General features: G+C 68.5%; 1 protein-coding gene. It reads right to left on the bottom strand.

What is annotated here, in order from left to right:
• Positions 1-790 (bottom strand): TonB-dependent receptor plug domain-containing protein (locus tag ACYVDE_RS24845; RefSeq protein WP_460504194.1); only part of this gene is annotated, 790 nt, incomplete at both ends.

The raw sequence follows: 790 nt of genomic DNA, 5'->3' as shown, positions 1-790 counted from the left end.
GCTCGCCGGCCGTGGCGTTCACCTGCCGCGAGAGCAGGGTTTCGTCGGTGCTGGTCAGGTTCAGGCGCGGCTGCACGGCCAGGGTCAGCGTCTGCTCGGGGGTGAGGGCGTAGTCCAGGCCCAGGCGCAGGGCGTGGGTGTTCTGCAGGTTGGTGCCGCTGCGGTCCTGGTGCAGGCGCAGGGTGCTGTCGCGGCTCATGGTCGTTTGGTCGACGGTGCCCTGGAAGCGCCTCCGGTCACGCCGGTAGTCGTACTGCCCAAACAGGTTGAACTTGCCCTTGCGGTAGTTGAGCAGCAGCGAGGCGTTGGCCTTATCGCCGGTGCCGCCGGTGGCGCTCACCTGGCCGTTCAGGCCCTCGCGCCGTTCTTTCTTGAGGATGATGTTGAGGATGCCGCCCGCCCCGCTGGCGTCGTAGCGGGCCGAGGGGTTGGTAATAACCTCCACGCTCTGAATGCTGCTGGCCGGAATCTGGTCGAGGGTGGTGCCGGTGGGCTTGCCGTCGATGAACACCGTCACGTTGCTGGCCCCGCGGATGCTCACGGCCCCGGTCTGGTCCACCGTCACGGAGGGCACGTTCTGGAGCGCGTCGATGGCCGTGCCGCCGGTGGCAGTCAGGTCCTTGCTCACGTCGATGACCTTTTTGTCGAGGCCGCCCGTCACCACCGCCCGCTCGGCCGTCACCACCACGTCATTCAGCTGCGTAGCCGAAGTGCGCAGCTTCCAGGTGCCCAGCGCCAAGCTCGGGGTCCCGGCCGTGAGGCTGATGACGCGCCGGCCCGGGCGGTAGCC

It is taken from the genome of Hymenobacter agri (genome assembly GCF_054778495.1).
The sequence above is the reverse complement of the archived record's forward strand: the minus strand, read 5'-3'. Positions and strand labels throughout refer to the sequence as shown.